We start from the raw sequence: 25,394 nt of genomic DNA on the forward strand, positions 1-25,394 counted from the left end.
CCTGGACAGTGAGAGTGAGTCATGGAACGCAACCGTTCTGCCCCCGCGACCGACAGCACCGGTCGGATTCCGCCGGTCTATCGAGCCGTCATGGCGGCGGCAGGACCGATTGTCCGCTGGTGGGGCCGCCTCGAGGTGGTCGGCTTGCACCACCTTCCCAGGAGCGGCGCGACAATCGTCGCGGCCAACCATGACAGCGCCTGGGATCCCGTGGTCATCGCGTTCGCCGCGCGCCGGCACCGGCAGATTCAGGCCCTCGCCAAATCATCACTCTGGAAGAATCCGTTGTTGCGCCGCGTGCTCGACGGAATGGGGCAGATCCCCGTCCGGCGCGGCCAGGCCGACACGGACGCGCTGGATGCCGCGGTGCGGTGTCTTTCCGCCAGCGGCTGCCTCGGGATCTTTCCTGAAGGTAGCCGCTCACAGGGCCGGCAGTTGCGGGCCCGCAGCGGTGTCGGACGTCTCGCCGAAGCGGTGCCGCAGGCCCGCATCGTCTGTGCGGCGGTCTCCGGGACGGTGGACATCGCCGGTTTCCCTCGGCGCCCGCGGCTGAAGGTGACGTTCTTCGAACCCACACCATCGTCGCCGTCGGAATCCGCGCTGGAATTGGCCGCGAGGCTGACCGCCGAACTCCGCGCCGTCGCCCCGGTTGCGGCGGGACGACGCTCATAGACGACCGGCTCGGCCGAGCGCCGATTGTCGCGATATACCACCGGTCTCCGTCGTTCGGGTTACGGCTCGGGTGTGGGGATGGTGATGCAGACGGTGGCTCCACCGCCGGGGGTGTCGCTGATTTCGATTATTGGTGATTTCGGTGAGGTCGACTTCCGTGGCAATGCCGAGGACGCCGGTGGTGGCCTGCGCGAGAACGTCGTCGATCAGTGTGCCCATCCGCAGTGCGGCGGCGGATATCCGGTCGGTGCACCAGGAGGCGTCGGCGTCGGCGTTGACGGTGGGGTGCAGGTGCAGTTCAGCGGCGTAGGCCAGGACGCCGGTCAGCGGGCTGCGCAGGTCGTGTGCGAGTTGGGCGGCGAAGTGCCGCTGCTAAGTTGCCTCGCAGCGGCCGGGATAGGGTAATGCAGACATTCTACCCGGTCGTGTTATGCCGACAGATGGCATATTCGATTCCAACTGGGTGCTGCTCTCGGAGGTAGCGTGGAGGTAATCCGCCGTGAGGCGGAGGACTCCTCTGTCTCGGTGGGATGCCGGCGTTCGTGATTCCGGGTCCGAACTCGTCACGGCGGCGCCGAAGCGGACATGAGGTCGTCCAGTCATGACCGGTGAACACTATTTCGCGCGGGAAGCAGCGACCGGCAGTCACAACGGGCACCGGGACCGGGTGTGGGACTTGGTCAGTACCTATGGTCCAAACGTGACCGGGTTGTGCCGCGCGGGCGCGGCGCTGGTGCCGGGCATCGCCGGGATGGGCTTGTCGGCCGGCTCGGTCGGGTCCGAGCCGCGCATCCGGTTCTCCAGCGACACGGCCAGCTCGCAACTGGAGTCCGCGCAGCTCACTCTGGACGAGGGGCCGTGCCGCGACGCCACCGCGACGCGGCGGCCGGTGCTGGCCGCCGACCTGACCGTTGGGTCGTGGCGGCAGCGGTGGCCCCGGTTCACGCCGGCCGCGCTGGCCGCCGGAGTGCGGGCGGTGTTCGCACTGCCCCTGCATGCCGGTGGGGTCCGCCACGACGGGGCCGTCGACCTGTACCGCCGCGCGCCCGGCCCGTTGAACAGCGCCGATCAGCTGGCGGCGGCGACCCTCACCGCCGCGACCGCCGAACTGCTCACCCTCGAGCGTCATGGCCTGGATCTGAGCGGCGGGTTCCCCCACGGCTGGCACGGTACTCGTACCGGGACTGCGGCCGGCGTGGACTTCGCCGTCATGCCCAAACCCGTGCCGCACGCTGTGGACGGTGTGCTGCTGGCCTGCTGGTTCGGGCCGGCGATGCTGGGCCCGGTACGCGGACAGGTCCGCGTCATCGCCGCCGGCCAAGGGTTGCACGGCAACGACGTGCACCGGCTCGTGCTCGCCGTGCACGAGGCGGTGACCAACGTCGTGCAGCACGGCGGCGGGAACGGCCAGCTGCTGCTGTGGCGCCGGGACGGCCGGCTGTGGTGCGAGATCAGCGACCACGGCCCAGGCCTCGCCGCCACTGGGCCGGCCGGGGAGCACGCCACCACCGATGGGGACCATTCCGGTGGGGGCGGTTTGCAGGTCATCCGGCAGGCCTGCACCAGTCTGGACATCGCCACCGATGCCACCGGCACCCGCCTGCTGCTGAGCTACCGGCTCGGAGCGTGATGAACCATGGTGGCGAGGCTGACGGCCGGATCGCCGTCACCGAGGTCCGGCTGTACGACGGTGCTGTCCTCGTCGCGGTCACCGGCGAGCTCGACATCGGCACCACCGCCACGTTTCACTACCAGCTGTCGGAGATCCTCGACGGCTGCGACGGTCAACGCCTGGACCTTGACCTGTCCGCCCTGGATTTCTGTGACCTCTCCGGCTTGCGTGCCCTGCACGCCCTTGGCCGCGCCTGCGCTCAGGATCGGTGCCCGGTACGGATCACCACGGCCGGGCCGGCCCTGAATGTGCTGCTGCACCTGACCCAGACTCCAACGCTCTTGGACTACACGCCGCCGCAGGAACACTCCGAAGACGGCTGAGATTTCTTGCGGGTCACCGGCAGGCCCGCCGAAGCCCTCATCGCACCGTCCGTTGACAGGACACTCTGTTCGGTTGCAGTGGTAACGACGTCCTCACCGGCGGCGGCTGGGGAGACCGGATTCACGGTGGGATCGTTCGCGAGCTGCGCGACGGTTCTGCCAGCTTTCGGCAGGTCAACGACCCTTGTGGCGGAGCTTCGCCGTTGGTTCTATCCGTGATGCTCAATGAGGCGGGCATCGGGCTGCACGTTGCTTGCGCTGCTGGTTCGGTTCGTCGGCCGAGTGCAGGACCTTGACGCGCTCACCCCGTCGTGTCTCGCCCTTTCGGTCCAGCGGTCGGTCCGTGTAGCCACGTGGGCATTTACGCCGGCCTACGGTCGTCGGACCGGCGCCCTGGATATTCGGTGCCGCCTCGAACTCAGGCGGCAATGAACAGTTGGGGCAGCTCAACGATGGTTCTCCGGGCTCGCACATGCCGGTCGCGCCGGGCAGTCTCGGTGGCGACGGCTGCGTGGTACTCCTCGAGCAACTGGTCGAGGTCGGCGCCGTACGCGGCGATCTCGGCACCCAGGTCACGCAGAAGGGCAACCTGGCCGTCCTCCGCGTCCCTTCTATTGCCTTCGAGATCGTATACGATTACCTTGATCGACGACTGTCCATTACCTACTGACAGGGGAGCGTCTTGCTGGGCACTGCATTCCAGATCAAGAACATCGCTCGGCGGCGATGGGGCATCGTCTTCGCCGCGTCGCTGGTTACCATCCTGAGCTTCGGGTCCGCATCGCGGGCCGACGCCACGTCGGCGCAGCAGGTGAGCGCGGCTGAATCCCATGCGTTGGCCGGCCCGGCAGTGCCGCCTACCCAGTGGGTGTATATCAGAAGTTTCCTCAGCGATCTCAACCTCGGCGTCAGCGGTTCGAGCCCCAATAATGGCGCGCCGATCATCCAGTGGAAGAGGGAGGGCAAGCAGGACCAGGCGTGGAAATTCATCAAGCCGACGTCCAGCAGCACGTCCTCGTACATTGTTAATGCCGGCACCTCCTCATGGAAGGCGATGGGTGTCAGCGGAGGAAGCAAGGCGAACGGGGGCAAGATAATCCAGTGGGACTATCTTGGCGTGGCAGATCAGATCTGGAGGCTCGAAGAGGTCGGGACCAATAGCTATCAGAAGATCTATTATCGACTGGTGAACCTCAATAGCGATAAGTGCCTGGCCGTTCCCAATGGCGCCACGACTCCCGTGCAGGCCATCCAGTGGGACTGTTCATACAATCGGCCTGACCAGTGGTGGTTCCTTCCGCCCTGGCCGGCGTCGTAAGGGCAGCCGTGGGGTGACGAGGCCGGGCGGATGGGTGATTGTTCCCGGAGCCGCGGATCATCCGGGGCCGCCTGGCGCGCTTCGTCGAAGGCGCCGGTGGCCTGCGCGGGTGACACCCTCGCTGGCGCTCCCGAGCCGGGCATGAGCAGTCTGGCCCGGCTCGGGCCGGCCGGGCTCACCGGCCCCAGCTGTGAGCCGCGCACCGCCCGGCGGGGCCCGGACGACCGCCGGCTTGCGCGCCCGGGTCAGGTGGCCGGAATGATCCGGCGCGTCTCGTAGGCCCACATCGCGATCTCGACCCGGTTGCGGGCGCCGAGCTTGGCCATCAGGCTCGCCAGGTGCGTCTTCACGGTGCTGAGGCTGATGTAGAGGGTGTCGGCGATCTCGGTGTTGGTCAGGCCGCGGGCCACCGCGAGCAGCACCTCGTCCTCGCGGGCGGTGATCGGGCTGATCGGTTGGACGGCGGGCCGGCCGGTCGGCACGTCCGCGAAGGTCTGCAGCAGGCGCACGGTGACGCTCGGGGCGATCAGCGCGTCACCGGCGGCGGCCGAGCGCACGGCCTGGACCAGCAGGTCCGGCCCGGCGTCCTTGAGCAGGAAGCCGCGGGCGCCGGCGCGCAGCGCGCCGTAGACGTACTCGTCCAGGTCGAACGTGGTGATCACGACGACGACCATCGGGTCGGGTACGCCGGGACCGGCCAACTGCCGGGTGGCTGCGAGGCCGTCGAGCTCGGGCATGCGGATGTCGAACAGGCAGACGTCGGGGCGCAGGTCACGGGCCAGGCGTACGGCCTCGCGCCCGTCGGACGCCTCGCCGACCACCTCGACGTCGGGTTGGGCGTCGAGCATGACCCGCAGGCCGGTGCGGATGACGGCCTGGTCGTCAGCGACGAGTACGCGAATGGGCACGGTCGTCCGTCCTTCCCCTGGGCAGCTCGGCCTCCACCTGCCAGCCCCGGTCGGCGCCCGGACCGGCCCGCAACTCCCCGCCGAGCAGGCCGGCACGCTCGCGCAGCCCGGTCAGCCCGTATCCGGCGCGGCCCCGGCCGGTGCGGGTACCGTCATCGGCGACGGTGACGCGTACCCGCTGGGGGTCTCCGACGACCCGGACCACGACCTCGGTGGCGCCGACCGCGTGGCGCATCGCGTTGGTCACCGACTCCTGCACGATGCGGTAGACCGCGGCGTCCACGGCCGGTGACAGTGCGGCCAGCTCGCCGTCGAGATCCAGATCGACGCGCAGGTGACCGGCGTGCGAGCGCAGCAGCCGGTGCAGGTCGCCGACGCCGGCCTGCGGAGCGAGGTCGGCACCGGTCGTCCGGCTGTCGCGCAGCGCGGCGACCATGGCACGCATCTCCTCCAGGGTGCGGGCGCCTTCCTCCTCGACCCCTTCGAGGGCTTCGACGGCGGCGGCCGGGTCCGAGGCGGCGACGACCCGGCCGGCCTGGGCGCGGATCACCATGGCGGAGACGTGGTGGGCGACCGTGTCGTGCAACTCCCTGGCGATCCGCTCCCGTTCGAAGGAGCGGGCCCGTTCCAGCTGCCGTTCGCGGGCGGTGTCCCAGAACCGTACGGACGCCCCGATCACCGCGGGCATGGACAGGAACACGAAGCCGCCGATCTGGTCGCCGACCGGGACGTCGTCGGTGGTTACCGACAGCGCGAAGGTCGTCAGGATCAGCGCAGCACCCAGAACGATCTCGCGGCCCGACCCCCAGCGGGGCAGCGCGTACACCAGCGTGAGCACGACCAGGCTGGCGTAGAGCCCGACCGGTTCCGGAGCGGCGAAAACGGTCGAGAGCACCTGGAGCGCGATGATCGAGCCGAAGCCGGAGGCGGCCACCGCCAGTGGGTGGGTCCGCCGCCACAGGGTCAGCACGCACAGCAAGACGGCTTCCGCTACCGCGACCGGCCGCCATGCGAGATCGGTATGCAGTACGGCCTCCAGCACCACGCCGGACAGGCCCGCAGCGAGAAGGACCCAGTCGCGCCACACCCGGGCCGGGGCGCCGGGTGGCCGCGGTTCGGTCCAGAAGGCTCGCAGGTCGTCTCGCAGCACGTTCTCAGCCTAGGGATCGGCCGGGATCGCGCATCGGCCGAAAGAACGGTGCGCTGCTCGGCTCGGGGACCGACGGATCGGCGGCTCACGGGCCGATCCCGCGGGATCGCATCGCGACGACCCTCGTCATCGACGCTGTGCCTGCCCGCGGCGGAAAACAGAAGGCCGACCCATAGAAACGACTTGGAGAATTTAGATGCTTTCCCGAACCCTCTTCCGGCTGGGTGCCGGCGCAGCGCGCCGGCCCTGGCGGGTGATCGCGCTGTGGCTGCTGACCGCGGCGATCGCCGTTGCGGCCGCGGCCGCCTCCGGCGGTAAGACCGCCGACTCGATGACCGCGCCGGGACTCGACTCCGGCTACGCCGCGGAGCTGCTCGAACGCGCGGGAACCGGCCAGCAGGGCATGACCGCCCAGGTGGTCGTCACCCCGGCCGAGGCCGGTGCGACGTTCTCCGCCGACGGTGCCGCGCGTGCCGCTCTGCTGCGCCTGCAATCCGAGGTACGCGCCCTGCCGCACGTGTTGTCGGCCGGCGACGCCGAGTCCGGGGGTCTGATCTCCGCGGACGGGCGGATCGCGGTGATCCGGGTGCAGTACCCCGAGCAGAGCGAGCTCTCGGGCGCCGACCTGGACGCTCTGGTCGAGCTCGGCGACCGGATGCGCGGCGAGTTGCCGCTGCGCATCGAGATGGGCGGAGACCTGTTCTTCGCCTTCTCCGACGCCGGCGCCGGGATCGGCGAACTGGTCGGCCTGCTCGCCGCCGCGACGATCCTGTTCCTGGCGTTCGGTTCGCTGATCGCCGCGGCGCTGCCGATCGGGATGGCGCTGTTCGGGCTGACCGTCGGCGTCAGCCTCATGACGGTGCTCGCGTCGGTGACCGAGATTCCGACCTTCGGGCCGGTGCTGGGCAGCATGGTCGGGCTCGGGGTCGGTATCGACTACGCGTTGTTCGTGCTCGCCCGGCACCGCGAGTACCTGGCCGGCGGCGTCGACCCGCACGAGGCGGCCGGGCGGGCGGTGGCCACCGCCGGGCGGCCGGTGCTGTTCGCCGGGGCGACCGTCGTGGTGTCGATCCTCGGCATGGCGGCCGCGAACGTGCCGTTCATGACGATGGGTGGCATCGCGGTCTCCCTCGTGGTCGCGATCATGGTGGTCGCGTCGGTGACGCTGCTGCCGGCCTTCCTCGGCGTCTCCGGGCGCCGGCTGACCAGGGTCCACCGGTTCGCCCGCCGATCCGGTACGGCCGGTGGCGGATGGCAACGCTGGATCCGGCACGTCAACCGGCACCCGATCTTGTACGCGGTGGGCGCGGCCGGGCTGCTGGTGCTCGCGACCCTGCCGGTGTTCAGCCTGCGGGTCGGCCTGCCCGACGACGGATCGCAGCCGGCGAGCCGCACCGAACGACGCGCGTACGACCTGGTCGCCGAAGGATTCGGGCCGGGGGCGAACGGGCCGCTCGTCATCGCCGTGGACGCCGCCGGCGACCCGGGTGTGGTGGACCGGCTGGTCACGGCGGTCGCGAAGGACCCGGGTGTCGCCTCGGTCATGCCGGCCCAGGTCGATGAGGCCACCGGCATCGCGAGCCTGGTGGTCATCCCGGCCACCGGACCTCAGGAGAAGGCCACCACCAACACCGTCGCCCGGCTGCGCGCCGACGTGCTGCCCGGTGCGGTCGGTCCGGGACCGGCGAAAGCCCACGTCGGCGGTGCGGCGGCCAGCCTGTCGGACGTGGGGGAGCGGACCAGCGAGCGGCTGCCCCTGTTCATCGGCGCGGTGCTGGCGCTGTCGTTCGTACTGTTGCTGCTGGTTTTCCGATCGGTGCTGGTGCCGCTGAAAGCGGTCCTGCTGAACCTGCTCAGCATCGGCGCGACCTACGGCCTGATGGTCGCGGTGTTCCAGTGGGGATGGGGTGGGTCGCTGATCGGGCTGGAGTCCACGGTGCCGATCGTGTCGTTCATCCCGATGTTCCTGTTCGCGATCCTGTTCGGGCTGTCGATGGACTACGAGGTGTTCCTGCTGTCCCGGGTCCGCGAGGAGTATCTGCGCACCGGCGACAACGCGATCGCGATTGTCCGGGGCATCGCGGGCAGCGCCCGGGTCATCACCTCGGCCGCGCTGATCATGGTCGCGGTGTTCCTGTCCTTCGCCGTCGCGAGCGATCCGTCGACCAAGATGTTCGGCTTCGGCCTGGCCACCGCGATCTTCGTGGACGCGACGCTGGTCCGCATGGTGCTGGTCCCGGCGACCATGACTCTGCTGGGCCGGGCCAACTGGTGGCTGCCGTCCTGGCTGGACCGGCTGCTGCCGCGCAGCCCGGACAGCAGCGAGGTGGACGGCCTCGCCCCCGAAGCAGGCCCGGTCCTCGCCGCGGTGCGCTGATCCCGGCGGCGAGCCCGGCCTGGGCGCCCAGGCCGTCTTGGTCCGAGGGATCAGGAGGGTGGCAGCGGTCTGATGGGATCGGGCACAGTTGATGCCGGCACGTGAGGGGGACACGGTGGCGCTTCCGGGATGGGCGGAGTTCCTGCGGCGTTGGGTGGTGCGGCCGCCCGGCTCGGCGGTCGACCTGCGGCCGCTCTGGGCCGAGGTCCGGGGGACGGGGACGCCACGAGCCGAGCTCTGTGCGACCGCCCGGGAGACGGCGTGGCAGACGCTGGGGCTGCGGCCGCACGACGAGCAGCTCGTCGGGGCTCTGGCGCTGATCGACGGCCGGGTGGTGCAGATGGCGACCGGTGAGGGCAAGACCCTGACCGCCGCGATCGCTGCGGCCGAGCTCAGCAAGGGTGGGCCGGTTCACGTGCTGACCGTCAACGACTATCTGGCGCGGCGTGACGTGGAGTGGATGTGGCCGTTCTACGAGCGGCTCGGCGTCACCGTGGGCTGGGTGACGGAAGCCTCCACGCCGCAGGAGCGGCGGGTGGCGTATGGGCGGGACGTCACCTACGTCTCGGTCAACGAGGCCGGCTTCGACTTCCTCCGCGACGGGCTCTGCACCGATGCCGCGGAGCGGGTGCAGCAGCCCCTGCACGCCGTCATCGTCGACGAGGCGGACTCGATACTGGTCGACGAGGCGCGTGTGCCGCTGGTGCTGGCCGGTTCCACCGGGGCGGAGGCTGATCTGGCGCCCGGTATCGCCGCGCTGGTGCGGGTGATGATCCGCGACGAGCACTACACGGTCGCCGACGAGAACCAGGCCGTGCATCTCACCCCGGCCGGCATCGAGTTCGCCGAGCAGGGTCTCGGCGGTGTTCACCTCTACCAGCCGGAGAACCTGGATCTGCTGACCGCCGTCAATCTGGCGCTGTATGCGTCTGCGCTGCTCACCCGCGACGTCGACTACATCGTCCGGGACGGCCGGGTCGAACTCGTCGACGGCTTCCGTGGCCGGGTCGCCCGGCGCCGCCGCTGGCCCGACGGGCTCCAGGCCGCGGTCGAGGCCAAGGAGGGGCTGACCGGCAGCGGCGGCGGCACGATCCTGGCCACGATCACCCTGCAGGCGCTGCTCGGGCAGTACCGCAAGGTGGCCGGGATGACCGGCACCGCCCTGCCGGTCGGCGAGCAGCTGCGCGAGTTCTACCGCCTGGAGATCGCCGTCCTGCCGCCGCACCGGCCGTGCATCCGACTGGATGCACCCGACCGCGTCCACGAGACCACCGGGCAGCGTGACGCCGCCGTCGTCGCGGAGGTCACCCGGGCCCACGCGACCGGCCGGCCGGTACTCCTGGCGACGCCGAGTGTCGCCGACTCGGAGGCGCTCGGCGCCCGCCTGCGCGACGCGGGCATCCCGTGCACCGTCCTCAACGCCCGCAACGACGCCAGGGAAGCCGCGATCGTCGCCGAGGCCGGGCTGCCCGGGGCCGTCACCGTCTCCACCCAGATGACCGGCCGCGGCGTCGACATCCGGCTCGGCGGCAGTGACCAGGCCGAGCACGCGCGAGTCGCGGCGCTCGGCGGTCTCTACGTGATCGGGGTCGGCCGCCACGACAGCAGCCGCGTCGACGATCAGGTGCGCGGCCGGGCCGGGCGGCAGGGCGATCCGGGCGGCTCGGTGTTCTTCGTGAGCAAGGAGGACGAACTGCTTCTACGGTACGGCCTACGCCCGGCCGCCGACGCCCAGCGCCTCGCCGAACAGGTCGACCTCGAGGTGCACCGCAACACCTGGCGCTACCACTACCTGCTCGAACAGCACCGGACCGCGATCGCCGCCTACCGCGAGGAGATCCTCACCACCGACCGCGCGCTCGAGGTGATGGCCCGGTTCCACCCGGTCGACCGGCGGCTCGCGGCGATGCCCCGGCAGCTGCTGCTGTTCCATCTGGACCAGGCGTGGGCCGACTACCTGTCCGACATGGCCGAGCTCCGGGAAGGCATCCACCTGCGCTCGATCGCCAACCTGGACCCGCTCGACGAGTTCCACCGGGCCGCGATCCCCGTCTTCCGGCAGCTGATCCCGGCGGCCGAGCAGCGTGCCGCCGACGCGTTCGCCGCTCTCGACCCGGCCGCGCCCGACCCGGTTCTCGACCGCCCGAGCGCCACCTGGACGTACGTTGTCGACGACACCCCGTTCGACGCCGGTCTCGAGCAGTTCTTCTCCGGTATCCGCAACCTGCTCCGCTCCGGCTGGTCGTCCACCGTGGGCCGCTGAACCGCCGGCCTGCCGCACCACGGCCCCACGTCTGGACCAAGCCCGCCGACCACGATCCGACTGGGTGATCTCCGAAGACCAGACCCACCGCTTGCTGATCTGTGAAGTGTGTAGTCGGCGGCTGTCCGGGCGCTGGGTCAACGGGCGCGCCGGGTACCGCGCAGCGGCAGTTCGGCGGCGTCGGCGCCGGCTGGTTGAGTGAGGTGAACGGGAGGCCCGTGGAGGGCCTCCCGCACTTCTACCGTCGTAGCCGGACGGGCCCGGCTCCGGCGTCGATGGGGGTGCGGAACAGGGCGTACGGCTTGTGCCGCAGGTCCTTGCCGTACTGGTAGGTGGGCTGGCGGTGCAGTTGGTTGGCGGTGACGTACAGGTGGCCGTCGGCCGCGACCGACATGGTGTCGGGCCACAGCAGCCGCGGATCGTGGACGAGCGTCTCGTAGGTGCCGTCGGGCCGGCGCCGCAGTACGGCGTTGTGCTCGTAGGCGGTCAGGTAGAGGTTGCCGGCGTCGTCGGTCTCCAAGCCGTCGGAGCCGCTGCCCTTGTCACCCTCGTCGGCCACGGTCGCGGCCACCGCGGCGTCGTCGAGCGACCGGTCGCAGAGGGCGTCGACGGAGACGCTGTAGAGCCGCCGGGAGGCGAGCGGGCAGTAGTACAAGCGCTGACCGTCGTGGGAGATCGCGATGCCGTCGGCGCCCATCGCCAGCGGCTGCGGCTCGCCGTCGGCCGGCCGTTGCATCAGGTAGCGGCCCTCCACCACGGGCCGGAAGACGGTCAGTGGTTCGGCCTTGGTCGACGGATGGTCGTGCAACCGGCGCCAGGACTCGCCGGTGGCCAGGTCGACGACGATGATCCCGTTCGGCCCCTGATCGGACGAATCGGTGATGAACGCGATCCCCTGGGTGCCCCGGCGCAGGTCGAAGCGCACATCATTGAGGTACGTCGTCGGCAGCGCCACGCCGGCCGGGAACACGATCGTGCGCGTCACGGTGTCGGTGTCCAGATCGACGCAGACCAGCTTGGGTCCGCCGGTGCGCGTTGGCCGGAACATCGGGGAGCCGGTGTCGAGAACCCAGAGCCGGTCCGCCGGGTCGACGACGACACTCTGTACCGAGACGAAGGCGTGTTCGTCGTCGTCGCCGTCGGGGGTGTTCCACTGCTGGTCCGGGAACGGTACGGTACGGCCGCGGCGCACTTCGGTGACGGTGGCGGGCACGTCGTCGCCCCATTTCGGGAAGTTGACGAAGATGCGGCCGCGGTGCGAGACGGTGACACCGGTGGGCATGGGGCCGTCGAAGGTCGCGACCGTCTCCAGCGTTCCGGTCGGCTCGTCGCTGCTGGTCATGATCAGCTTATCACCGTGAGCAGGTCGCGGCACGCCTGTTCACAGACGCGGCAGGCCTCGGCGCAGATGCGGCAGTGTTCGTGCCTGCCGGCATGTGATTCACATTCGTCGGCGCAGGCGGTGCACGCCTGGCTGTACGCGATCAGCGTGTCGATGGTCCCCGCGAGTTTCTGCCGGTCCAGGTTGATGTCCTGCGGGTAGGTGTCGAGCATGGGCATCGTCGTGGTCGTCATGTGGTGCCGATCTCCTTCGTCGGTCAGGACGGTGAGACGTCAGGTGGTGGGGTTGAGGGCGACCTTGATCCAGCCGGGTTCGCGGCGGTCGAACTCGCGGTAGGCGGCGATGACGTCGGTCATCGGTTCGTGTCCGGTGAGCAGCAGGGCCGGGTCGACGGTGCCGTTGGTGACCAGTTCGACCAGCTGCGGGATGTAGTGGCGATGGTTGCAGTTGCCGGCTTTGACGGTGACGTTCTTGTTCATCGTCACGCCGATCGGGTAGCTGTCGAAGGTCTGCGGGTAGACGCCGATGATCCCGATGGTGCCGGCCTTGGCGACCGCCTGGGCGGCCCACTGCGAGACCTGGCTGGGGGCGTCGCCGGGTATCCAGTTGTCGCCGTCGGTGTTGGTCTGTGGTGCGGCTTGGGCCTGTTCGGCGTCGAACTGCAGGGCCTGCTGGTCGTCGACGCCGGTCGCGGGTTGTTGTGCGTCGATGCCGACGGCGTCGATGACGCGGTCCACGCCGATCCCGCCGGTGAGTTCCTGGATGGCCTCGACCGGGTTCTCGCTGTCGAAGTCGATGATCTCGGCGTGCTGGCCGCGGGCGAGGGCGAGCCGGTCGGCGTGCCGGTCGACGGCGATGACCCGGCCGGCGCCCTGCAGGTAGGCCGACAGGACGGCGAGTTGCCCGACGGGTCCGGCGCCGAAGACTGCGACGGTGTCGCCGGTGCGGATCTCGGCGAGCTTCGCGCCGAACCAGGCGGTGGGGAAGATGTCCGAGAGCATGATCGCCTGCGCGTCGCTGACGTCGGCGGGCAGCGGGACGAGCGTGGCGTTCGCGTACGGGATCCGCGCGTACTCGGCCTGCAGACCGTCGAAGGCGCCGGCGGCTTCGGGACCGCCGAAGAACGCGGTGCCGGCGAGCTTGCCGCCGGGGATTGGCGTTGTCGCATTGCGCCTGGTAGCCGGCGCGACAGTAGGAGCAATACCCGCAGGAGATCGTGGAGGGTACGACTACGCGATCGCCGGGGACCAGGTTGCGTACGCCGCCGCCGACCTCGACGACCTCACCGACCGCTTCATGGCCGATGATCGTGCCTTCCTTCATGCCGGGCATGGTGCCGCGGACCAGGTGCAGGTCGGTGCCGCAGATCGCGCTGGTGGTGATCTTGACGATGGCGTCGGTGGGCGCCTGGATCTTGGGTTCCGGCGCGTCCTCGAGGCGGATGTCGCCGATGCCGTGCCAAACGACTGCTTTCATGAGCTGCTCACTTCCGGGGGTGGGTCGGCTGCTGCCGATGTCCGCCTACCCGGATGTGCGGGCTTTTCGCGATGGGCGGTGCTCCGGTTGCCGCCGCTTTGATCATCGTGTCGGCAGGCGCGCATGAGGTGTCACCGGCGAATGCGCCCGAAGGGCAGGGTCTTTGGCCGGCACAGCAGCTCACTCACTCCTTGACTGTGCACAGCAGCAAAGCCGGCGTTAGAGCGTCCGCCGCCGTGCTTCACCAGGGGTACCTGCCCTGCGGGAAGCTTCATCCGTTGAGTGAACTGGCTATCGGCGAATGGCGAGCACTGCAATGTCGTCCTGTGGCTGGTCCGGTCCGAGGCGGGACATCACCGTGGCACAGACCACTTCCGGATGGTCGGGTGTGACGACGTCGATCAGTGCTTTGATGCCGACGTCAATGATCTGATGACGCCGCTCGACGAGGCCATCGGTGTAGCACAGCAGGAGCGCGCCGGCCGGTAGTTCGACCGTGCTCGTACGGCGCCGGCTCCGGGAACGAGCGATACCGAGAGGTGCGTCGACCGGCAGATCCAAGAGGGCGGCGGGTTCGTCGGGTACGGCGATCACTGGCTGCAGGTGTCCGGCTGAGGAGATCCGGATCGACCGCCGGTCGGGGGAGATCATCGCGTACAGGGCGGTGGTCAGGGCTCCCGCCTCGAAGTGCCGAATTTTACGGTCGAGCAGAGCCAACGCTTGCGCAGGATCGTCGGTATTGAGGGCATAAGCGCGCAGTGCGCTGCGGATGCGGCCCATCACGACCGCGGACGCCAGGCCGTGACCGGACACGTCGCCGATGACCATGCCGGTCCAGCCCGAAGGAAGGCGGAAGACGTCGTACCAGTCGCCGCCGACGCCCAAGGTGTGGCCGGGAACGTAGCGGGCCGCCGTCTGCAGCCCGTCGATGTCGGCGAGTTGCGGTGGCAGCAGACTGTGCTGCAGAGCGAGGGCCGCGGTATGGTCCGGTTCGCGGAAGCGGCTTTGTCCGGCTGTGCTCGCGCGGTCGGCAGCGTGTTGCAGCAGATCAACGTCGTCGGCCGTGAACGAGCGCGGGCTCAGGGTGCCGACGTGCAGCACCCCGACGACCTCACCGGCGGCGAAGATCGGTACGCCGAGAAGCGATCGGATTCCCTTGCTGATCAGCAACGGATTGATGACGTCGGCGGGCGTGACGTCCGTGATGATCACCGGCTGGCGGGTGTGGGCGATGCGGCCGGCGAAGCCGCGGCCGACCTCCAGCCGGAAGGCCTGCCGGACCTCCTCTTCCAAGCCCTTGGAAGCAGTGGCGACCAGCTGACGGGTGTACGGGTCGAGCAGCAGCACTGCGGCAGTGTCTACAGCGAGTACGCTTCGAACGCGTTCCAGCAGCTCATCAAGCAGATCGGCGACGCTGAGCCGGGACAACGCGGGGTCGACGATGGTCTCCAGACGGCGCCAACGCTGCTCGTCGCGTATCGCACCCGGGCTACTCATGACCGCAGCCTAGCCGGGAGCCATCTCGCCCGCCTTTCACCCATGGAGTGGAACAGGCGTCACCTTCGCGACAGGGCCGTCGAGCTTGGGCGTACCCCGATCTGCAGGGAGCCGACGTGTCTGCCCACAGCCGTCCGGCAGGCGGATCGCTGCTCTTCGGCATGGCAGGCCACACCGAATTCGCGTGGGGATGCACCCCGCCGCCCGCGGGTCCCGAACGCTGCTGTGCCTGGCGGACTCTGATCGAGGGTGATGCGGACTATCGTGAGGTGATGAGCGCCGGATCGGCGGAGCACGAGCAGCAGCGCCAGCTGCTGGAGGAACGTGAGCGCCGCCTCGCGGGTCGTGAGGAAGCGGCAGACCGACGCGAGGCCCAAGCCGACCAGCGGGAGATCGACCTGCAGGGCCGGTTGACACGGGCCGACCAACGGGAGCAGGCGGCGAACCGTCGGGAGTTCCTGCTCAACTCGCGAGAATCTGCGGCTGACAGCCGGGACCTCCGGGCCGAACAGCGCGACGAGGCGGCTGACCGCCGGGCGACCGACGCCGACCGGCGTGACGCCGACGCCGACGCCCGGGACCGGGCAGCCGTCCTGCGCGACCAGGCAGCCGACGTGCGCGACAAAGAGGCTGATCAACGCGAGATCGACGCGGAATCAGCTGGCTGAGGTGCGGCATGCGGGGCATTGTCGCCTGGTGAAGTCAGTGGGTGCCTGCGCGCGCACGCAATGCGGCGAGATGCCGCAGACCTGGCCCGTCAGGGCGGGGAGTGGGGAGTGGGCGCATGGTCGACTCGTCGCGATGGCGTCCGCGCCCGGCTGAGCGCACCTTGATGGCCACTATGGTGTCGATCCTGCATTCCGATCGCCGCCGAGCGCGGCAAGCGCCGTGGCGGGCTCCCTCCGTCCCTGGTCGCAGCCAGCGACCCTGATCAGCGGTGATGCTGGTCAGGGCCGCTCCGCTACGACGTCAGGACCGGGCGAGCGCCGTCCGGACGTCGGCCCAGCTGCCCTCATCGCGGACGTCGGTCAACTTGATCCCGTCGAGGACCTTCTTCATCTCCGCAGGTGGGAGGCCGCCCGCGTTGCTCGCCACCTCGACGGTCACCTTGCCGTCCTCGAGGCGGCTGCAGAGGTTCGGGATGCAGCCCGGCTCGCCCGGCTTCGGATCCTCGGACACCATGATCTGGAACGCGCCCCACATCATGTTGTCGTACGGTCCCAGCAGCCCCTTCTTCGGCAGCCCGCTCCTGGCGAACAGCACGCCGCTGTGTTCGGTGTCGCTCGTCCCGCCGAAACCGTTCAGGCTGCCCGTCGTGTGCTCGCCCACGGCGAACAGCTGATAGCCGGCCGGGACGTAGCCGAGGGTGAACGGCGCCGTGGCCGGCCGCGCCGCGGCCCCGGTCAGGCCGCCGGCTGTCGCCTCGAGCTGCTGCATCGTCGGCAGGTCGGCCTTCTCGGCGATGCTTTCCAGCACCGCCCAGGCGTTCGGGACGTACTCCCAGGCCAGCGTCTTCTGCGACGGCCCGTGGCCGATCTGGCGCTCGATCTTCAGTGCCCGCTGCCCGGCCACGGTGGTCGAGCTCGTGCCCCCCAGCTTGTGCGCGGCGTACGCGCCGGGCCGGTACACGGTCAGGCGCGCGGACAGACTCGGACCCGTCAGCTGCTCGTGCCTGCCGACGATGCGGCTGTCCGTGCCGTCGACGAACACCGAGGCGATCTGGTAGGCGTTGGACGCCACGATCGGGTCCTGCACGCGGACCGGCCCGACCGAGTACGCGGAGAACGTGAACTCGAACGGGTCCGCCAGCAGCGGACCGCCCGCGGCCCTGCTGACGGCGGGACCGGCCGAGACGGCCGCGTCCGCTGCCGGGGCCGTTGCGTTGCTCGTCCGGTGTGCCGCCGGCACCGAGACGGCGGTCGCCAGGGCCACCCCGGCCACGGCCACCATCGCCAGTCCGGCCGCGGCGAATCCCGTCCGGCGCCGCCGCTGCACCCGCCGCCCGGAGGCGACGATGTCGTCGACGCTCACTCGTACCGGCGGACCGTCCTCGGTCATGACATCCACCACCTCACGCACGTGCATTGCCCCACACCTCCGCTTCGCTCAGTTCGATCTGTTCGGCCGCCAGCAGGTCGCGCAGTCTGACCAGGCCGCGCGACACCTGACTCTTGGCGGTGCCGAGACTGCAGCCCAGCACCGTCGCCGTCTCCTCCTGCGACAGCCCCAGGTAGTACCGCAGCACCAGCGCGGCCCGTTGCCGCGGCGGCACCTCCCGCAACGCCGCCCGCACGTGCCGATGCTCGTCGCTGAGCGACGCGGGGTCGCGCAGCGCCACGTCAGGCATGGCGTCACCGGCCGCCTGCTCCCGGCGCCAGGGCCGTCGCGTCTCGTCGATCGCGGCCCGGTACACCATCGTCTTGGCGTACAGGTCCGGTCGGTCGAGCCGGCGCCACCGCGGGTACAGCTTGGCCAACGCGGTCGCGACCGCGTCCTCCGCCATGTGCCAGTCCCCGCAGGTCACGTACGCCAGGTTGCGCAGCGGCACCAGCTGCGCGGCGACGAACTCACGGAAGGCTCTCTCCTCGTCCGCTTTCACAGCGGTAGAACGGTCCGGCGCCGCCCGATCGTTGCACGGTCCAGCAAAGTCACTCCCGGTACCACGTAGCCGGCGAAGTCAACGCCGCCGGCCAGGCCGTTGCCGAGGCGAGCGCCAGCGTCCAGGATGCAGCACGGCATCTACCAGGCGTCCACGCCAACTTTGATCTCCATGATGCCATTGTCGTCCTCGACAGATCTGATGGTCATTTGCGGCGATCAGCGCATCGTCGCAACCTCGGCCACCTCCTCACTGCCCGGCGACGAAGGCCGGGCAGCCGAGCGAAGGGGTGGGGACGACGAGCCACAGTGATCGGGGTAGCCGTTCGTAGGTACGCAACACCGAGACGGCGTTGTTGGCACGGTGCTCGGTCGAACCGGTGTCCTCGTCGGGGCGTACTCCCCAGTGAGGAGCGCGATGTGGCGGGCATGAACTCGCTGTACAACCACCTCCGTGCAGCTGGCGACGACGCGGAGGACGCTTCGATCTATGTCAGGAAGCATTGCGATCTCAGCTCCGTCCAGCAGGGCATCATCACGCGAGTGATGACGCCGCACGATCATGCCTATGAGGAGATGACGGCGACGTTGTCGCGGCTCCGGTCGCTGATCAGCGGACCCACTCGACAAGGCAGAGCCGTACAGCCGCATCGGCCTGCGGATGACCTACCAACCGGGCCAAGAAACACTGAAGGCCGAGGTCGTATCCGAAGACTTCGGCCGTGTGCTTAATGTGTGTCCGAGGGGCGACACGGACCTATTCCCAACCTACCATATTGCTATCTACTACTATTCCATTGAAATAGTGCACGAGGAACCCGTCCGGGGACAGTTCACCCGGGCGGGTTCCTTGCTTCATGGATCTTGGTAGCTGCATCGGCTTTTGCTGATGGGGGCGAGGGATCTGGATGGCCGGCCCACGAAAGCTCATGATCTGGCTGAGCCAGGCAGATCTGCCTGCTTGATCTGCAGTAGGCGTCGCGCCATCCGGCTCGTCCGCTGACAACCATGTCATTCACCCTGGCAGCTCAGGCGGCTGTCCGCAGACCCCCGCCCACGGTGGAGCCGAAGGTCAATAGTCAGCCTAGCCAACCCATTGGCACTGTTGGAGTATCGGTACTGCCCCGGTAATGGTTGGAAGTTTCACGTGAGGGTGCTCTCGCGTGTTGCTCAACGGCTGACACCAGCCGCTACCAGCCGAACCGTATACGGCACGCCGCGGCAGCGCTGGATAGTCCGAGCCGCACGTCAGCCGCCGGCCTCATAGAAGCGTCGAGCCTGATCGTTGCCGCCAGCACTCGTAGATACATCTCCTGGTAGCCGGCCGCTGTACGCCCGCCTCCAACAGCAGGCGACCGAAGCCCCGGCCCAGTACGCGGGCAGTTTGTCCAGAGGATGAGCGCCGGGACGGCTCAGCTGATCAGACTCGCGGGTCGGCGGTCCGCGACACACGCTTGCGGCCCGCGTAACCTCACAGGGTTCCCCGTCTCGTTGAGCCCTGCCGTGGCTTTTGCAGGAGTGGTGGTCGCCCATGCCGAGTGGTCGAAGCGGAACTTCGGAGCGGTACCTCTACGAACGGCTTCCGGAGAAGCGCTTCCAACAACTCGTCAGCGCTGTGCTGGCCCTACATCATCGCGATGTCACCTGCTTCCCGGTCGGCCAGAAAGACGGCGGCCGCGATGCGGTCGTCAAACGCGAGAACAAGCCCTTCCTGATCTATCAAGTCAAGTGGGCGAAGGATCCGGTCAAGAACCCGGTCGCCTGGCTCACTGCGACGATTAACGAGGAACGCGACAACATCAAGCGCCTGGTCGCCGACGGCGCCCAGTCATACGTGCTGGTCACCTGCATCGCTGGAACCAGCGGGCGTTCCACAGGCAGCATGGACCAGCTGGACCGGAAATTCGCCGAGTACTCGCAAGAGTTCGGTATTCCGATGTCCGTCTGGTGGCGTGCTGATCTCGACGCCCGCGTCGACAGCGCACCGCAGGAGCTGATCTGGTCGTACTCTGAGATGCTCGCCGGCCAGGATGCGGTCCGGTACGTCATCGAGGCTGACAAGATCGCCGCAGAGCAGCAGACGCTGCGTGCCCTGCTGCTTCAGTTGATCGCCACGCAGTGGGAGGAGGACGCGAAGGTCAAGTTCCGGCAGGTGGAGCTGGACACCTACAACCTGCTGGACTTATTTGTTGATGTGGAAGCCATCCGTATCACGCAGCCTCTCGCGCATGACCTCCGGCCACGTCAACGGGTTCACAACGTTGGCCGGGTCCACCGCGCAGTTGCACCGAGCCAGTCGTCGCCTCGGCCTGCACTCGCCAGGGGACTTGAGCCCGCCGGTGCTCACGCAGCAGCCAAGTTGGGTGGGGCGGCCGAATATCTACTCGACGCCACTCAGCCGCTAACTCTGGTCCGCGGCGAGCCCGGGCAGGGCAAATCCACCCTGGCGCAATACCTTTGCCAACTGCACCGTGCGGCCTTCCTCGCTGACAGCCCTTACCTCACCGGTCCACGGCCGGAACGCGCCGTGGCGGCGCCTCGGCTGCCGATCCGTGTCGACCTGCGCGACTACGCTCGATGGCGAGCCGGCGAAGATCCCTTCGCCGAGGACGACACGCCACGTTCCCGGCGGCCGCGGCCACGTCAGCAACCGTCGCTGGAACAGTTCCTCGCCTATCTGGTGACCGCACGGGGATCGGGTGCCGATGTGTCGGTCACGCTGGTCAACGATGTGATCAGCCGGTTCCCGATGCTGATCGTGCTTGATGGCCTCGACGAGGTGGCTCACCAGCCAACCCGCGTCCGCGTGGTGAAGGAGATCAACGAATTCGTCGCGCGCCTCGGAACAAGCATCACCACCTCTCAGCTGATCGTGACAACGCGGCCGAACGCATCAGACCTGCCAGAGCCGTCTCCGGAGAAGTTCGAAACCATCGCGTTGCTGCCCCTGAGCCCCGAGCTGCGGACCTCGTACCTGCGTAAGTGGGCGGATGCCCGCGGGCTGCGCGGCCAAGCACGGCGCGCCCTGGAGGGCACCTTTCGGCAGCGTTCGATCGAACCGCACATCGAGCAACTGGCTGACAATCCGATGCAGCTGACCATCCTGCTGTTCCTGATCCAGAAGCGTGGCGATTCGATCCCCGACGGCCGCACCCAGCTGTTCCGGGCATATATGGACACCTTCCTCGACCGTGAGTCGGAGAAGAGTCCGTCGGTCCACGAACACCGGGAAGACCTGGAAGAGGTCACCGCGTTCCTTGGCTGGTATCTGCAAGCGAACGCCGAAACCGACGCGGCTGCCGGTCGAGTCCCGACTCGGACCATTCGCAAGGCGATCCTCAACTATCTCGATGACGTCGACAAAGACACGACGCTCGTCGACGACCTGTTCACTGCGGTGACGGACAGGGTCTGGGCGCTAACCAGCAAGGTCCAGGGGACATTTGAGTTCGATATCCAGACCATGCGCGAGTTCTTCGCCGCCGCCTACCTCTGGGGATTCGCCGGCGCCGAACTGCGGTCTTTCGACAAGTCATCGATCTTGGGGGAGCTGGCTCGTCGCTCGTACTGGCTGAACACCTCCCGATTCTTCGCCGGTTTCGCCGACCCGAACGAGCTGTCCGGACTGGTCGACGTCCTGGAAGAGGAGTTCGAAACCCCCACGCGGCCAATGCAGGTCCGCGACACCGCGTGGGCACTGCTGTCCGACGGCGCCTTCTCCCGGCAGCGGCGGGCACAGAAGAGGGCCACCCAACTGTTCGTCGATGACTTAAGCCTGCGGTTGATCCTGTACTCGCTCACCACCCGCGACCGGGCATCGAGAGATTCCGCAGAGACGCGCGCAGTACGGCCGCTGGCCTACGACCGTGGAGCGGAACACCTGATCGCAGCACTGATACAGCGCATCGAAGCGGCGCCTGGCGATGCCATGAACCGTGAGCGCCTCGTCCTCGTTCAGGTACTCGGTCGCGTCCCGGCGGGCTGGTGGATATCACGCATGTCAACCGCAGTGGGCACCGTGCACGAGGCGGCCTGGCTTCGTCTCGGGGCGCTACTCCCCGGCAGGACCACCCTGGAACCGAAGGCGATCGACCAACTCTCGCTTGACACGATCGAATCTGCCGAACTGGCGTTGAGCGCCGGCATCATCGCCGCTCCCGGATCGGCGCTGGAACAAAAGTTGCTTCGTGCGGTACTCGACGGCCAGTGTTCCGACGCGAAGCCGGGCGCGGTAGCCGGGATGCCCGGCGACCTGTTGCAGGCGCTCACCCCACGGCGTTTCCTGGCCAAGGCCGCAGACGCCTGGGACCCTGCCGTGCCGAGTCACTTGCTGTCGTACGAAGGCCCTCAAGCCGACCGGGCACGCCGTGAAGCCCAGCGGCGACTGCGAGAGAGAGAACCAGGGTTCGCTCGGGTCGCCGAGGCGATGCGGGCGAGCCGCGGTCAAAGCGGTACGACCTCGGTGTGGAGCGACACTGCACGCGAGATCGCCGCACTCTACGGCCCCTGCTGGCTCGCCGCAGAGATCGCGATCATCGGCGCGGCGATCTCCGACAAGGAATGGACCACCGGGGGAACTTTCACCAAGGGGGCAGAACCGTTCGGCCCCAACCTCGACTACGGAACTCTGCTACAAGAAGCCCGCTTCGCCCGTTCCGAGCCCAGCTGGTGGCAATGGCACGCTGACGCCCACACAGACCCCCTGTCGCGAGCCACCTGGTGCCTGGCGCTGGTCTGCGTCGGCACCGCGGACGTCCTGACCGCTACCATCGATCAGCTCGATGCCGCTGTCCGTGCTCTGCCCCCCAACCTGCAACGGGCTCTCGTCCACAGCTCCAGCCGGATCGGTCGATCAGAGCTTGCCCGACGCCTCCCCGACGACATCCTGTACCGGGCTGGTCCGCTCGACACCCTAACGGCGCTGCTCATCGCACAACACCAGCGCGACGAGGCCTGTGAGCTGACGGCGCTACAGGACGAGCAGCTCGCCGACATGGCGCGATTCGGGCACGCAGGTTGGGTCGGTCTTCGTGCCCTCAGCGTCCGCATGCTGAGCCGTCCTTCAGCAGAACTACTCGACGGCATCCGCGCGTACGGCAACGAGGCCGTTATCGACCTACACGGCGGCCTCAACGAGCTTACGTCCAGGGCCTTACTGGAATCGATCTTGAGCGACGCTGGTGCGTATCCGCTCTGGTGGGTCACCGCCGCTGAGAAGGCCGTCGCGCGAAGACATCAAGACGTTTCGCTTGCCCAAGTTGCGCAAGCCGGACATTGGTTCCCCGGCTTAGCATGACCTGCCGTGTGGCACACCCTTCTGCCGATCTACCAGCCCATACGGTCTGGGACACTACGTCAACTGCAATGACAGAATCTTGTTGAGGAGCGCCGTCGTGCAACAAGCCGCTACAACGGTCGCAGCACCGGATTGGGGAAGCGTCCCCGAGTGGATCGGCGGAATCGGCACCGCCTGCGCGACGATCCTGTTCGCCTTCGGATGGCTCATGGACGCTCGACGCCGACGGCAAGACCACGAACGCCAGACAGCCGTCGCGATACGGCAACTACTGCTCGACGTCGAACATTTGTATGCATCAGAGCGGGAACAGGACGGCTCGCTAGAGCCAACCGCAGACCCGAAACTCTCCCGCATCGTCCGGGAGATCGAAACGCACGCCGCACTGCTCCCCAAGAGCATCCGCCCCAGGATGATGCAGCTGGCCGAGTTCCTGGGCAACGGCGCCATCCCCACCTTCCAAGGTGATCGTGAAAGCCTCGTCGCGTCTCGATGCACCCGGCACGGCTTGGACCTGATCGCGGCATACCTCCGCAACGACGAACTTCCCCAGCCGCCCAACTTCGTTGCCGAGTATCAGTCCGCTATCGATGATGCGAACGCGGCAGTCGAACAGCACTACCGCGAACTAGAGGATCAAGAACGTCGTGGTCGGCACGAGAGGCCCGCCACGGACACGCCGGCGCCGGCGTCACCGGAAGGGGCAAGCTGACGCCGTCTCCGACCGGTGCGGACCGGCAATAGGGACTGGCACTGTTGATCTACTTCCAGGCTGGAGGGGTGCGCCGTTGGTGGCCGACGTAGTCCATCGCTGTCACCTAGCGCCTCACCCCAGGGCGGCCGATGGTGAATCGAACCCGTCGGAGGCGGTCACCAACGCGAGCCGCGACTTGCGGCATGATCAATCGATCTGATGCTCATCATTGAGAATGCTCACCGGCCGTGGGCTTGACCCGTTTCGACGGACAGGGTCGATGAGTTGATCTTCAGGCTACCTTAAGTGCGGGTAGCAGGCTGATGTCGGTGCCGCCTTCGTAAGCGGCGGGGCTGAGGTAGCCGAGGCTGGAGTGCCGGCGGCGGGTGTTATACCAGCCCTCGATGTACTCAAATGTCGCCTGGTGAGCGGCCTTTCGGGTGGGCCAGGCCTAACGGTGGATCAGTTCCGTTTTCAGGGTCGCGAAGAACGATTCGGCGACGGCGTTGTCCCAGCACTGCCCGCGCCGGCCCACGCTCAGCCGCACGCCGTGGCGTTTGGCGAGGCGGCGTGCTGGGCGCTGGTGTATTGCTCCGCGATCGGAATGAAAGACGAGACCGTCGGCAGGCCGCCGGCGGCGCAGCGCGTCGGTGAGGGCGGCGTCGACCAGGTCGGTCTTGAGATGGTCGGCCACCGCCCAGCCGACGACGCGGCGCGAGGCCAGGTCGATGACGGTGGCCAGGTAGAGCCAGCCTTCCCAGGTGTTGATGTAGGTGATGTCGCCGCACCAGCGGGTGTCGACCGCGGCCGCATCCACGGTGAAGTCGCGGTCGACCAGGTCCGGACGCTGGCCGGCGGCCGGATCGGCGATGGTGGTGGTCTTCCAGCGGCGGGGGCTCTTGCCGGCGATTCCGGCCTTACGCATCCGGGCGGCGATGCGTTTGCGGCCGTGCCGCTGCCCGGCGGCGGCGAGTTCGGCGTGGATCCGCGGCGCCCCGTAGGTGCCGTTCGACGCCTCATGCACGGCGATGATCTGCTCGGTGAGCCGGGCGTCGGTGCGGTCACGCTGCGACTGCTCGCCGCGGGCCTGCTGGTAGTAGGCGGACCGGGAGACCTCGAGCAGTTCGCAGGCACGCTTGACGTTGTGCTTGCCGGCCTGCTCCGCGGCGATGAACGGGTACACGTTCACCGGGTCTCCCTCGCGAAGAAAGCCGTGGCCCGTTTCAGGATGTCGACGTCCTGTTGCAGGCGGCGGTTCTCCGAGCGCAGCCGGGCCAACTCGGTCCGCTCGTCGCTGGTGAGCCCGTCGGTGCGGGTCCCGGCGTCGAGTTCGGCCTGCTTGACCCACGATCGCACCGCGGTCTCGGTCAGGTCGAAGTCCCGGGCGACCTGCCCGACGGTGCGGTCACCACGCTGACACAACTCGACGATCTCGGCCTTGAACTCCGGCGTGAACGCCCGCCGCGGCCTCGATCGTTTCTTTCCCACGCTCTCCATGATGCTGGACATCCTCCCGGAGACCCAGGTCCCCTGATCTTGGATGTCCATCAAAACGGGGCAGGCCCACCGCCCGTCGAACACGTCACCGTTGATCCGGGCTTCCAGCAGTCTCAGCGCATCGGCTTCGGAGTCGAACTCTCTTCCGTTCAGATCGAAGAAGGGGCTGCTGCCGGCAAGTACAAGCAGCACAGGGCGCCGGCTGCGATAGGTCCATCCCTTCGCGCGCAGTGGCTCCAACGTGGCGATGGACCACAGTCCTTGCTGGACTTCCCGCGCGCCGGCAACCGAGATCATGGACTCAGCGTAGG

General features: G+C 68.4%; 21 protein-coding genes and 2 pseudogenes. 10 read left to right on the top strand and 13 right to left on the bottom strand.

Annotated elements, in window-relative coordinates; genetic code table 11:
* Positions 1 to 21 precede the first annotated feature (21 nt).
* Positions 22 to 672 carry a lysophospholipid acyltransferase family protein gene (locus OHA21_RS52500; protein WP_328468722.1) on the top strand — a complete coding sequence of 217 codons (651 nt, stop codon included), beginning with the start codon at positions 22 to 24 and terminating at the stop codon, positions 670 to 672.
* Here the strand turns inward: OHA21_RS52500 and OHA21_RS52905 are convergent.
* Positions 667 to 1,011: a hypothetical protein gene (locus OHA21_RS52905; RefSeq protein ID WP_442875229.1), complete on the bottom strand. Its 345-nt coding sequence runs from the start codon at positions 1,009 to 1,011 to the stop codon at positions 667 to 669. The two genes, OHA21_RS52500 and OHA21_RS52905, sit on opposite strands and share 6 nt — an antisense overlap.
* A gap of 361 nt (positions 1,012 to 1,372) precedes the next feature.
* On the opposite strand from OHA21_RS52905, the gene OHA21_RS52510 reads away from it, so the two are divergent.
* The 4 genes from OHA21_RS52510 to OHA21_RS52525 all read left to right on the top strand — a co-directional run bounded on the left by OHA21_RS52510 (position 1,373) and on the right by OHA21_RS52525 (position 3,985).
* On the top strand, positions 1,373 to 2,302 hold the full coding sequence (locus OHA21_RS52510; RefSeq protein WP_328468726.1) for an ATP-binding protein: 930 nt from the start codon (positions 1,373 to 1,375) through the stop codon (positions 2,300 to 2,302).
* On the top strand, positions 2,302 to 2,667 hold the full coding sequence (locus OHA21_RS52515; RefSeq protein ID WP_328479075.1) for an STAS domain-containing protein: 366 nt from the start codon (positions 2,302 to 2,304) through the stop codon (positions 2,665 to 2,667). Before OHA21_RS52510 ends, OHA21_RS52515 begins: the two co-directional genes overlap by 1 nt.
* 436 nt (positions 2,668 to 3,103) lie before the next feature.
* A complete protein-coding gene (locus OHA21_RS52520) occupies positions 3,104 to 3,337 on the top strand; it encodes a hypothetical protein (RefSeq protein WP_328468728.1) in 234 nt (77 codons plus the stop codon).
* A gap of 12 nt (positions 3,338 to 3,349) precedes the next feature.
* Complete coding sequence (locus OHA21_RS52525; protein WP_328468730.1) at positions 3,350 to 3,985, top strand: RICIN domain-containing protein; 636 nt, start codon at positions 3,350 to 3,352, stop codon at positions 3,983 to 3,985.
* Positions 3,986 to 4,230: 245 nt separating this feature from the next.
* On the opposite strand, the gene OHA21_RS52530 is transcribed toward OHA21_RS52525, so the two are convergent.
* Together OHA21_RS52530 and OHA21_RS52535 are read right to left on the bottom strand one after the other, a co-directional pair.
* Positions 4,231 to 4,893: a response regulator transcription factor gene (locus OHA21_RS52530; RefSeq protein WP_328468732.1), complete on the bottom strand. Its 663-nt coding sequence runs from the start codon at positions 4,891 to 4,893 to the stop codon at positions 4,231 to 4,233.
* Positions 4,868 to 6,043: a sensor histidine kinase gene (locus OHA21_RS52535; protein ID WP_328468734.1), complete on the bottom strand. Its 1,176-nt coding sequence runs from the start codon at positions 6,041 to 6,043 to the stop codon at positions 4,868 to 4,870. Before OHA21_RS52535 ends, OHA21_RS52530 begins: the two co-directional genes overlap by 26 nt.
* A gap of 196 nt (positions 6,044 to 6,239) precedes the next feature.
* Here OHA21_RS52535 and OHA21_RS52540 point away from each other — a divergent pair, with 196 nt between their 5' ends.
* Both OHA21_RS52540 and OHA21_RS52545 read left to right on the top strand, forming a co-directional pair.
* Positions 6,240 to 8,420, top strand: a complete 2,181-nt coding sequence (locus OHA21_RS52540; RefSeq protein ID WP_328468736.1) for an MMPL family transporter — start codon at positions 6,240 to 6,242, stop codon at positions 8,418 to 8,420.
* 115 nt (positions 8,421 to 8,535) lie between these two features.
* Positions 8,536 to 10,683: a preprotein translocase subunit SecA gene (locus tag OHA21_RS52545; protein ID WP_328468738.1), complete on the top strand. Its 2,148-nt coding sequence runs from the start codon at positions 8,536 to 8,538 to the stop codon at positions 10,681 to 10,683.
* A 238-nt stretch (positions 10,684 to 10,921) separates the two neighbouring features.
* On the opposite strand, the gene OHA21_RS52550 is transcribed toward OHA21_RS52545, so the two are convergent.
* From OHA21_RS52550 to OHA21_RS52570, 5 genes and pseudogenes are all read right to left on the bottom strand, one after another.
* The gene (locus OHA21_RS52550) at positions 10,922 to 12,025 is read right to left on the bottom strand and encodes an L-dopachrome tautomerase-related protein (protein ID WP_328468740.1); all 1,104 of its coding nucleotides are present in this window, start codon (positions 12,023 to 12,025) and stop codon (positions 10,922 to 10,924) included.
* 2 nt (positions 12,026 to 12,027) lie between these two features.
* The gene (locus OHA21_RS52555; RefSeq protein WP_328468742.1) at positions 12,028 to 12,258 is read right to left on the bottom strand and encodes a hypothetical protein; all 231 of its coding nucleotides are present in this window, start codon (positions 12,256 to 12,258) and stop codon (positions 12,028 to 12,030) included.
* 39 nt (positions 12,259 to 12,297) lie between these two features.
* The gene (locus tag OHA21_RS52560) at positions 12,298 to 13,026 is read right to left on the bottom strand and encodes a zinc-binding dehydrogenase (RefSeq protein WP_328468744.1); all 729 of its coding nucleotides are present in this window, start codon (positions 13,024 to 13,026) and stop codon (positions 12,298 to 12,300) included.
* A gap of 223 nt (positions 13,027 to 13,249) precedes the next feature.
* Positions 13,250 to 13,501 (bottom strand): annotated as a pseudogene (locus OHA21_RS52565) (alcohol dehydrogenase catalytic domain-containing protein); the annotation flags it as partial.
* Positions 13,502 to 13,792: 291 nt separating this feature from the next.
* Positions 13,793 to 14,998 (bottom strand): PP2C family protein-serine/threonine phosphatase, encoded by a 1,206-nt coding sequence (locus OHA21_RS52570; RefSeq protein WP_328468746.1) that lies wholly within the window; start codon positions 14,996 to 14,998, stop codon positions 13,793 to 13,795.
* A gap of 272 nt (positions 14,999 to 15,270) precedes the next feature.
* Between OHA21_RS52570 and OHA21_RS52575 the strand changes: the two genes are divergently transcribed.
* Positions 15,271 to 15,666: a hypothetical protein gene (locus OHA21_RS52575; protein WP_328468748.1), complete on the top strand. Its 396-nt coding sequence runs from the start codon at positions 15,271 to 15,273 to the stop codon at positions 15,664 to 15,666.
* Between the two features lie 301 nt (positions 15,667 to 15,967).
* Here the strand turns inward: OHA21_RS52575 and OHA21_RS52580 are convergent, their stop codons facing one another.
* Together OHA21_RS52580 and OHA21_RS52585 are read right to left on the bottom strand one after the other, a co-directional pair.
* Positions 15,968 to 17,083 (bottom strand): hypothetical protein, encoded by a 1,116-nt coding sequence (locus OHA21_RS52580; protein WP_328468750.1) that lies wholly within the window; start codon positions 17,081 to 17,083, stop codon positions 15,968 to 15,970.
* Positions 17,070 to 17,597, bottom strand: a complete 528-nt coding sequence (locus OHA21_RS52585; protein WP_328468752.1) for a SigE family RNA polymerase sigma factor — start codon at positions 17,595 to 17,597, stop codon at positions 17,070 to 17,072. Before OHA21_RS52585 ends, OHA21_RS52580 begins: the two co-directional genes overlap by 14 nt.
* 1,530 nt (positions 17,598 to 19,127) lie before the next feature.
* Between OHA21_RS52585 and OHA21_RS52590 the strand changes: the two genes are divergently transcribed.
* Positions 19,128 to 22,892, top strand: a complete 3,765-nt coding sequence (locus OHA21_RS52590; protein ID WP_328468754.1) for an NACHT domain-containing protein — start codon at positions 19,128 to 19,130, stop codon at positions 22,890 to 22,892.
* 97 nt (positions 22,893 to 22,989) lie between these two features.
* On the top strand, positions 22,990 to 23,604 hold the full coding sequence (locus OHA21_RS52595; protein ID WP_328468756.1) for a hypothetical protein: 615 nt from the start codon (positions 22,990 to 22,992) through the stop codon (positions 23,602 to 23,604).
* Positions 23,605 to 23,878: 274 nt separating this feature from the next.
* On the opposite strand, the pseudogene OHA21_RS52910 reads toward OHA21_RS52595, so the two are convergent.
* The 3 genes and pseudogenes from OHA21_RS52910 to OHA21_RS52605 form a co-directional block, all read right to left on the bottom strand.
* Positions 23,879 to 24,016: pseudogene (locus OHA21_RS52910) on the bottom strand (IS3 family transposase); the annotation flags it as partial.
* A 21-nt stretch (positions 24,017 to 24,037) separates the two neighbouring features.
* Positions 24,038 to 24,775, bottom strand: coding sequence for an IS3 family transposase (locus tag OHA21_RS52600; RefSeq protein WP_328468758.1), 738 nt, complete (start codon positions 24,773 to 24,775; stop codon positions 24,038 to 24,040).
* Complete coding sequence (locus OHA21_RS52605; protein WP_328468760.1) at positions 24,772 to 25,380, bottom strand: transposase; 609 nt, start codon at positions 25,378 to 25,380, stop codon at positions 24,772 to 24,774. The genes OHA21_RS52600 and OHA21_RS52605 overlap by 4 nt, the downstream gene beginning before the upstream one ends.
* Between the last annotated feature and the right edge of the window lie 14 nt (positions 25,381 to 25,394).

Source organism: Actinoplanes sp. NBC_00393, assembly GCF_036053395.1.
Lineage (GTDB): Bacteria > Actinomycetota > Actinomycetes > Mycobacteriales > Micromonosporaceae > Actinoplanes.

Coding starts and splice junctions, on each gene's coding strand:
- OHA21_RS52500 (WP_328468722.1), top strand. CDS start 22: ATGGAACGCAACCGTTCTGCCCCCGCGACCGACAGCACCGGTCGGATT.
- OHA21_RS52515 (WP_328479075.1), top strand. CDS start 2,302: ATGAACCATGGTGGCGAGGCTGACGGCCGGATCGCCGTCACCGAGGTC.
- OHA21_RS52540 (WP_328468736.1), top strand. CDS start 6,240: ATGCTTTCCCGAACCCTCTTCCGGCTGGGTGCCGGCGCAGCGCGCCGG.
- OHA21_RS52550 (WP_328468740.1), bottom strand. CDS start 12,025: ATGACCAGCAGCGACGAGCCGACCGGAACGCTGGAGACGGTCGCGACC.
- OHA21_RS52555 (WP_328468742.1), bottom strand. CDS start 12,258: ATGACGACCACGACGATGCCCATGCTCGACACCTACCCGCAGGACATC.
- OHA21_RS52560 (WP_328468744.1), bottom strand. CDS start 13,026: ATGCTCTCGGACATCTTCCCCACCGCCTGGTTCGGCGCGAAGCTCGCC.
- OHA21_RS52570 (WP_328468746.1), bottom strand. CDS start 14,998: ATGAGTAGCCCGGGTGCGATACGCGACGAGCAGCGTTGGCGCCGTCTG.
- OHA21_RS52575 (WP_328468748.1), top strand. CDS start 15,271: ATGAGCGCCGGATCGGCGGAGCACGAGCAGCAGCGCCAGCTGCTGGAG.
- OHA21_RS52580 (WP_328468750.1), bottom strand. CDS start 17,083: ATGCACGTGCGTGAGGTGGTGGATGTCATGACCGAGGACGGTCCGCCG.
- OHA21_RS52590 (WP_328468754.1), top strand. CDS start 19,128: ATGCCGAGTGGTCGAAGCGGAACTTCGGAGCGGTACCTCTACGAACGG.
- OHA21_RS52605 (WP_328468760.1), bottom strand. CDS start 25,380: ATGATCTCGGTTGCCGGCGCGCGGGAAGTCCAGCAAGGACTGTGGTCC.